Raw genomic sequence first — 7,725 nt, 5'->3', positions numbered from 1 at the left:
GGCCAGCCGATCGCACTGCCCGCCGCCCCGCCGCCGCCCGGTGCGCAGGCGGTGCTGTCCCGCCTGAACGCCACGCCGGTCGCCGGCGGCTATGCGATCGGCGCCAACGCCCCGCCGGGCATGCGGCCGGGCGACGTGGTCCAGTCGGTCAACGGCGCCGCCATGACCGACCAGTCGGCGGTCAACGCCGCCATCGCCGGCGCCGCCGCTTCGGGGCAGGCACAGGTCACCATCCTTCGCGACGGCAAGCCGATCACCGTCTCCATTCCCATCCGTTAGGGTTTCCTCCCGTGCGCCATCGCCTCGCTCCCGCCTTCCTCGCCCTCATGCTCGCCGCGACCAGCCTGTCGCCGGTGGCCGCGCAGACGCCGGCGGCCGACATCGTCGTCAACATGCGCGGCGTGGAGATCGCCGACGTCGCCGACCAGATCAGCCGCATCACCGGCCGCACGCTGATCCTCGATCCGACGGTCAAGGGGCAGGTGACCGTCACTTCCGCCGAACCGCTCTCGCCGGCGGGGGTATGGGAACTGTTCCAGTCGGTCCTGCGCGCCAACGGCTTCGCCGCGGTCCGCTCCGGCTCGGCATGGCGCATCATTCCGCAGGCGAATGCGGTCCGCGACGGCGGCGTGCGCCAGCGCGGCGTCGGCGGGCAGGAACTGACGACGCGCATGGTCCGCCTGTCGAACGTGCCCTCGGCCGATGCCGCGCGCATCGTCCGCCCGCTGGTCGCCAGCTTCGGCAGCGTCGAGCCGCTGACGCAACCCAATGCGATCGTCGTCACCGACTATGCCGACAATGTCCGCCGGATCGAGGCGCTGGCCCGCTCCTTGGACGGTGGCGGCGGATCGACCTTTGCCACCATCACCCTGACCAACGGCAATGCCGGCGATATCGCAACGGCGATGCAGGCGGTGCTGGGCGAAGGCGGCGCGCGCGTCGCGGGCGATCCGCGCAGCAACACCATCCTCGTGCGCGGCACCCCGGCGGGCGTCGCCGAGGCGCGCCGCATCGCCCAGTCGCTCGACGCGCGCGGCGGAGCCGCGCAGATGTCGACCCGCGTCTTCCGCCTGAACTATGCCGATTCCGAAAGCGTGACCGAAGTGCTGCGCGGCATCCTGGGCCAGCAGCAGTCGGCGACCAACCCGGTCGCCCGAAGCCTGTCGACCATCAGCCAGCGCAACAATGCCGGCGCGGCGCTGTCCGGCCTGATCGCCAATGGCGGCGCGAGTGCCGGCGCGCTCGCCGCCGCCTCGGGCGGTCTCGGCGGCGCGACGGGTGCCACCGGCATGAACGGCGGCATCGGCACCGTGGGCCAGAACCCGTCGGCTACCCCGGCACAGGGCTTCGCCACCCCCGACATCACCGTCCAGCCCGCGCCCGACATCAACGCCGTCGTCGTCCGCGGCACGCCGACCGCCATCGCCCAGATCGAACGCCTGATCCCCGACCTCGACGTCCGCCGCCCGCAGGTGCTGATCGAGGCGGCGATCGTGGAGATTTCCGGCGACGATGCCGAACAGCTCGCGGTGCAGATCGGTACGGCGGGCGCGGCGCTCAACCAGTTCAGCGGGGTCGGCACCTCGTTCGACAACGCAGGCTCGTCGCTCGGGCGGATACTGGGTGTCCTCGGCGTGCCCGGTGCCGCGCTGCTCGGCAACGGGCTCAGCGGCAACGTGACGATCGGCGACGATTTCTCGATCCTCGTGCAGGCGCTGAGCACCTCGTCCAAGGCGAATTTGCTGTCGACGCCGCAGGTGACGACGCTGGACAACAAGCTGGGCGAACTGATCGTGGCGCAGGAGGTGCCGTTCGTCACCGGATCGATCCTGACCGGCAACGGCACCGCCAACCCCTATACCACCATCGAGCGCAAGGACGTCGGCATCACGTTGCGCGTCGTGCCGCGCATCAATGCCGGCGACACGATCCGGCTGGAAGTCAGCCAGGAAGCGTCCGCGCTGTCGCCGACCCAGCTCAACGGCGCCGCCGACCTCATCACCCAGAAGCGCGCCACCAGCACCACCGTTCTCGCCGACAACGGCCAGACGATCATGCTCGGCGGCCTGACCAGCGACGACTACAACCGCACCCGCAGTCAGGTGCCGATCCTCGGCAGTATCCCGATCGTCGGCGAACTGTTCAAGGGCCGCACCGAACGCCGCCAGAAGCGCACGCTGTTCGTCTTCCTCAAACCCACCATCCTGCGCGACGGGGCGGACGCCACGGCGGCGGCGAAAAGCCGCTACGACCGGCTGCGGCGGGACGAGGTGTTGCAGGGCGACAAGCGCAGCCTGCTGCTCAATCCCCCCGCCCCGCGCCTGACGATGGAAATCGACGGGATCTATTGAGGCCCAGCCGTCACCCCGGGCTTGACCCGTGGTCCCGCTTCCTTGCCGACCGCAGCGTAACACGGGACGTTGGCGAAGGTCGGAACCTGCGCAACATTCGCTGTCGTACCCCCGCGCAGGCGAGACGTCTGCAAAGCCCTCCATCCGTACCCCGGCGAAGGCCGGGGCCCAGTTGGGGGGGCATTGGCAAGATACGGACAAGCCTTTCCAACTGGACCCCGGCCTTCGCCGGGGTACGGCGAGTAGTTGGCTCTGCTCGAGACTTTCGCAGAGGTTTCGCGCAGGCGGGAGTTCAGGGCGGCATACGATGCTGCTGATTTGTTTGACTCTTGACCCCCGACTGCGCGGGGGTACGGCAGCGCCGCGATCGAACGGCAGGTCGCTACCGGCGGGGTGACGCGAGAAGATTACTCCCCAACCCCCAGCCGCTTCCCCAGCCACCGGTCGATCAGGTCGATGGTATCGGGATCGGAAATCGGCCACCCCTGATATTCGCGCTTGCCCGCGACCGTCGCCACCAGCGGCTTGAACCCATGTTCGACCTTGGGCATCCACGCGATCGTCGCATCGGGATTCTGCTCCAGCGCGGCGAGCGCGGAGGGGATGGCCAACCGGTTCGTCACTACCGTATCGCCCGCGGCATAGACCGCCAACACCGGCGCCGTCACCTGTCGCAATACCGCCCCCGGCCCCACGGTGTAGAGGGACGACGTCGCCGGATCGCCCAGCGTCTTCACCGCCCCCTCGCCCTGCGCCCGCGTCCACCCCTCCGCGACGAACGCATCGACGATCGCCGCACGATCGGCCGCGACCAACCCCGCCGCCGCCCCGCCGGTCAGCCCGTCCAGATAGCGCCGCGTGGCGTCGATCACCGGCGACAGCGCCTCGGCCTTCATGCCCGACAGTGCCAGCTGCTCGCGCATCGCATCGAGGAACAGCACACCGCGCTCCCCCGCCGGTGCCGCCATCATCACCACCGCGACGATCGGCGGTGCCGCGACCGGCGGCACATCGACCGCCAGCGCCGGACCGATCACGCCGCCCTGGCTCACCCCCAGCACCGCGATCCGCGCCGGATCGATCACGTCGCCCCGCGTGCGCAGCCACGCCAGCACCGCCGCCGCATCGCGCTGCGCCACGTCCATCGCGTCGAGGAACGCGCCGCTCGACGCGCCGACGCCGCGCTTGTCGAAGCTCAGCGTCGCGATGCCGCGTGCCAGCAACCGTTTCTCCAGCAGCGGATAGATGCCGTGCGGCGACGGTCCGCCCCCGCCCAGCAGCAGCACGACCGGCGGCCGTCGCTTGCCCGCGGGCAGCTGCAACTCGCCCGACAGCGCGACGCCCGGATCGGACGCGATCGTCACCGTCGCGCGCACGACCGGCGGCGGATCCGCGACCGGGGCCGCCACCGACAATGCCACCGCAACCAGCGCCTTACCGATCATCCACGCCTCCTGTCGAAACGCCTCGCCCTATCGCGCGGCCTGTCCGTCGTCCGGCAGCTCGCGATGCCATTCGACCAGCAGCACGACCGCCATCAGCTCGATCCCGATCGCCAGCGCCTGCGGCAGCGCGCACGGGTCATAGGGGAACAGGATCGCGCTGAACGCGATGCCCGTCGTCACCAGCGCCGCGCCCAGCCGGCACAGCATCGCCACCCGCGGCCAGTCGCGCTCCAGCATCGCCCAGCCCAGCAGCGCGTGGCCCACGCCCAGCAGCGCGGTCATCGCCGCCAGCCACGGCACGCCCGACTGGTTGGCATAGGTCACCGGCACGCTCGGCCAGCCGCTGATCGGCACGCCGGTACCGATGCGGTCGAACGCCAGATAGGGGAAACCGATGGCGGCACTCCACAGCAGCAGCCCCGCCATCGGCACCACCACCCCGACCGCCAGCACATGCGCGGCGATCGCGAACCGCCCCTCGGGCTGCGCCACCAGCGCGCGCACGCCGACGCCAAGGCATCCGGCGGCGAAGCGCAGCGGCGCGCCGCCATCGACCGCCTCGGCGAACTCGCCCTCCATCGCCTGCGCCCAGAGCCGCCGCCGCGGGCCGAGGCACCGCTGCGCCAGCACCAGCAGCGCGCGGGCGATGGCGATCCTCATGCCGGCACCGCCGCCGGATCGCCATCGGGCGCGTCGGGCGCATCCTGCGCCGCCGCCAGCGCCCGTCCCGCCCCGGTCAGGCGATAGGCATGGCGCGGTGGCCGCCCCGGCTGGGTCGGTTCGCGCCACTCCGCCTCGACCAGCCCCTGATCGCTCATCCGCATCAACAGCGGATACAGCGTGCCCGACAACAGCCCGGTTTCCTTCATCAGGTCATAGCCGTGCCGCCACGCCACCGGCTGCGCCGACAGCACCGCCAGCAGCGCGCGCATCTGTTTCGAAGGACGTCGTTCGCGAACCATGCGGCAAATCAAACATATGTAGATTTAGGAGTCAACGGCGGCCGCTTTCCTACAACCGGGGTTGCTGGCACGATGCGTCGATTGCCCTGGCCGTCCCCGCCCCGGAGCGGCAGCCACCGGTGCCGTGCGAATGGCGCACGAGTGTGACTTTCGTGACCTTTGGACGCGGAACGGGCGGCGGCCTTTCGACCACCGCCCGCCCGAACCGTTCAGGAACAAAGAGTTACAGCGCGACCACGCCGCCGTTGTCCTTGGTGATGACCACGGTCGCCGACCGCGGGCGGCTGCCGGCGGTGGTCGCCGGCCAGGTGCTGGTCGGCGCGTTGAACGCCCCGCCCTCGCCCGGATGCTGGATATTCACGAACAGCGAGCGGCCGTCCGGCGTCGATTCGATGCCGGTGATCTCGCACTGTACCGGCCCGACCAGGAAACGGCGCATGGTCGTCCCCGGTGCCTTGCCGATGCGGGTCGTCGCGGTGCTGGTCGCCGACACGCCGGTGTTGGTGATCGTGCGGGTGCCGCCGTCGCCGACGCTGCCCGGCATTGCCGCCAGCATCATGCAGTTGGTGACGTCGGTGTACGCGCCGTCGTCGGTCTGGATCCACAACACCGGCGTCACCTGTCCCGATGCGTTGGTCGGGCTGCCGAACCACAGGCCGTCGGGGCTGGAGAAGTCGTTGGTCGCGTCGAGGCCCGACAGGTTGATGTTGGTCGGGTCGAGATCGGCCCCGGCGCCAAAGGCATAGACGTCCCAGGTGAAGCGGGTCGCCTCGGTCGTGTCGCCCGCCTCGCGGACGCGGACGATATGGCCGTTGGCATTGCCGGTCGACCGCGTGCCGTTGGTGCGCGGATCGATGTACGAGCGCGGATTGGCCGCATCGACCTGCGCAGGGCTGCGCGACGAGTTGTTGGTCAGCGTGCAGTACATCTCGCCGGTGGCCGGGTTGACCGCGGTCCATTCCGGCCGGTCCATCCGCGTCGCGCCGACCGCGTCGCCCGCGAGGCGGCAATGCGTCAGCACGTCGGCCTGGTCGGCGAACGGATAGAGCGCGTTCGATGCGTTCAGGCCGTTCTGCCCGAACACCAGCGCGATCCACTCGCCCGACCCGTCGGCATTGAATTTCGCGACGTACAGCGTGCCGGCGTCGAGATACTTGTCGCCGATGGCGAGGCGGTCGGTCGCGGTCGCATCGGCCGCGGCCCATGGCGTGTTCGACACGAACTTGTAGATATATTCGTTCTGCGCGTCGTCGCCCATGTAGAAGGCGGGCTTCACGCCGGCGATGGCGCGCCCGGGGCAGGCGCCCTCGTGGTTCATCCGGCCCAGCGCGGTGCGCTTGCGCGGGGTCGATGCCGGATCATAGGGATCGATCTCGACGCACCAGCCATACTGGTTCGGCTCGTTGCGGAAGTCGCCGGTGCCGTTCACCGGCTTGGCCGGATCGATCGTCGCGTTGAACTTGCCGATTAGCGTCGACCCCGTCGTTGCCTCCGCCGCCGTCGTCCAGCCATAGTTGCCGGCACGCTGCGACAGGCCGTAGCGGGTGAACGCCTGGGTCGACTTCGCGCCGACCAGCGCGGCACGCTGCGCATTGTCGCCGCTGTCGCGCCGGAAATAGCCCGCCCAATTCTCTTCGCAGGTCATGTACGTGCCCCACGGCATATGGCCGTTGGCGCAGTTGTTGATCGTGCCGCGCCCAGTGGTGCCGTCGGGCGAATAGGCGGTGAACAGCAGCGGACTGCCCTTCACCGGGCCGCTGAACGCCATCGGGGTATAGGGGGTGATGCGGCGGTTGAACGACGACGCCTTCACATAACTCCATTTGCCGTCCGTCCCCCGGACGACCTCGACCACCGACACGCCGTGGCATTCCATTTCCTTGACCACCTCGGACGTCAGGCGCGTGGCGCCCGGCGTCACGCCGGCGACATGGAGATACTGCTCGGAGATGTTCTCGTGGTTCATCACCAGCAGGCCGCGCAGCGAATTGTTCGCGTCGCGCGCGGTGCCGGTGGCGGCCAGCCCGAAATAGCTCATGCCGTCATGATGGTCGCCGGCGCGCGCGCCGTAATTGGTGTCGGTGCCGTTGTTGGCGAATTCGGGCGTGGCGACGTTCAGCGGATCGCCCAGCCGGTACAGCACGGTCGCGGTATAGCCCGTCGGCACGGTGACGACGTCGGCCAGGCTCCTGGCCACGGCGGTGAAGCCCAGCGTCGGCGGCGCGACCGCCACGGTGATGTCGCTGCTGCTCGCCGCACCCTTCGCGTCGGTCGCGGTATAGCGGAACACGAGGCTGGTGGTCGCCGCCACGGCGGGCGCGATGAAGGTGGCGACGCCGGGCGTCGTGCTCGACAGCGCGACGGTCGGCCCCGACACCTGCGTAAAGACCTGGCTGACGATCGCATTGTCGTCGGTGGCGGTGCCGGTCAGCGTGACGACGCGGCCCGCGCTGGTCGCACCGTCCGCCCTGGCGCCGACGACCGGCGGCGTGTTGTCGATGCCTTCGACCTTGTCGTCGCAGGCGGCGAGCAGCGTGCCGCCGAACACCGCGACCGCCGCGGTCGACGCACCGCCGCGCAATGCCTGCCGCCGCGAGTACCGCTGGTCGACCAGGTCCTGCAGGCTGGGTCCGGTGCTAGGATTGGTTTCGATATCGCCATCGTCGTATCCGATGGTCAGGTCGGTGTTCGCCATGATTTTCCCCGCTTATTTTCCGGACACCGGCCACGCCGGCACCCTCCCGCCGCCTGCGTTGGCGCATGGCTGCGACATGGCGGTTGCGGATCGATGAAGATCGCATGGCGAAACGACGACAGTTCGATGACGCGCTTGTCCGCAGGTCGATGCCGGGCGTAGGGGAGGGCGATGGCCGCAGACCCCCGCCCCGCCAACGACAGCGCGCCGATCCGGCCCAGCCTGTTCGACCGCGCGGTGGATGCGGCGCGCTGTCGTTGGCGGGGCGGGGG

6 protein-coding genes are annotated in these 7,725 nt (G+C 70.0%); 2 read left to right on the top strand and 4 right to left on the bottom strand.

Annotated features, from left to right (window positions below):
• Positions 1 to 279 (top strand): PDZ domain-containing protein (locus tag QLH51_RS19395; protein ID WP_125662642.1); only part of this gene is annotated, 279 nt, incomplete at its 5' end.
• A gap of 11 nt (positions 280 to 290) precedes the next feature.
• On the top strand, positions 291 to 2,351 hold the full coding sequence (gene gspD / locus QLH51_RS19390; RefSeq protein ID WP_206429321.1) for a type II secretion system secretin GspD: 2,061 nt from the start codon (positions 291 to 293) through the stop codon (positions 2,349 to 2,351).
• 407 nt (positions 2,352 to 2,758) lie between these two features.
• Here gspD and QLH51_RS19385 read toward each other — a convergent pair whose 3' ends face one another.
• The 4 genes from QLH51_RS19385 to QLH51_RS19370 all read right to left on the bottom strand — a co-directional run bounded on the left by QLH51_RS19385 (position 2,759) and on the right by QLH51_RS19370 (position 7,453).
• A complete protein-coding gene (locus QLH51_RS19385) occupies positions 2,759 to 3,796 on the bottom strand; it encodes an alpha/beta hydrolase (RefSeq protein ID WP_125662645.1) in 1,038 nt (345 codons plus the stop codon).
• A gap of 27 nt (positions 3,797 to 3,823) precedes the next feature.
• Positions 3,824 to 4,456 (bottom strand): hypothetical protein, encoded by a 633-nt coding sequence (locus QLH51_RS19380; RefSeq protein WP_125662648.1) that lies wholly within the window; start codon positions 4,454 to 4,456, stop codon positions 3,824 to 3,826.
• Positions 4,453 to 4,758, bottom strand: a complete 306-nt coding sequence (locus tag QLH51_RS19375; protein ID WP_206429322.1) for a PadR family transcriptional regulator — start codon at positions 4,756 to 4,758, stop codon at positions 4,453 to 4,455. Before QLH51_RS19375 ends, QLH51_RS19380 begins: the two co-directional genes overlap by 4 nt.
• Positions 4,759 to 4,981: 223 nt before the next feature.
• Entirely contained in the window at positions 4,982 to 7,453 is a 2,472-nt protein-coding gene (locus QLH51_RS19370; RefSeq protein ID WP_125662654.1) for a PhoX family protein, read from the bottom strand.
• Between the last annotated feature and the right edge of the window lie 272 nt (positions 7,454 to 7,725).

The organism is Sphingomonas sp. 2R-10 (assembly GCF_030062225.1).
In the GTDB taxonomy this organism is placed as follows: Bacteria; Pseudomonadota; Alphaproteobacteria; order Sphingomonadales; family Sphingomonadaceae; genus Sphingomonas.
The sequence above is the reverse complement of the archived record's forward strand: the minus strand, read 5'-3'. Positions and strand labels throughout refer to the sequence as shown.

What these genes read in the sequence shown, in the direction of transcription:
- QLH51_RS19385 (WP_125662645.1), bottom strand. Translation starts at nt 3,796, where the DNA reads ATGATCGGTAAGGCGCTGGTTGCGGTGGCATTGTCGGTGGCGGCCCCG.
- QLH51_RS19380 (WP_125662648.1), bottom strand. Translation starts at nt 4,456, where the DNA reads ATGAGGATCGCCATCGCCCGCGCGCTGCTGGTGCTGGCGCAGCGGTGC.
- QLH51_RS19375 (WP_206429322.1), bottom strand. Translation starts at nt 4,758, where the DNA reads ATGGTTCGCGAACGACGTCCTTCGAAACAGATGCGCGCGCTGCTGGCG.
- QLH51_RS19370 (WP_125662654.1), bottom strand. Translation starts at nt 7,453, where the DNA reads ATGGCGAACACCGACCTGACCATCGGATACGACGATGGCGATATCGAA.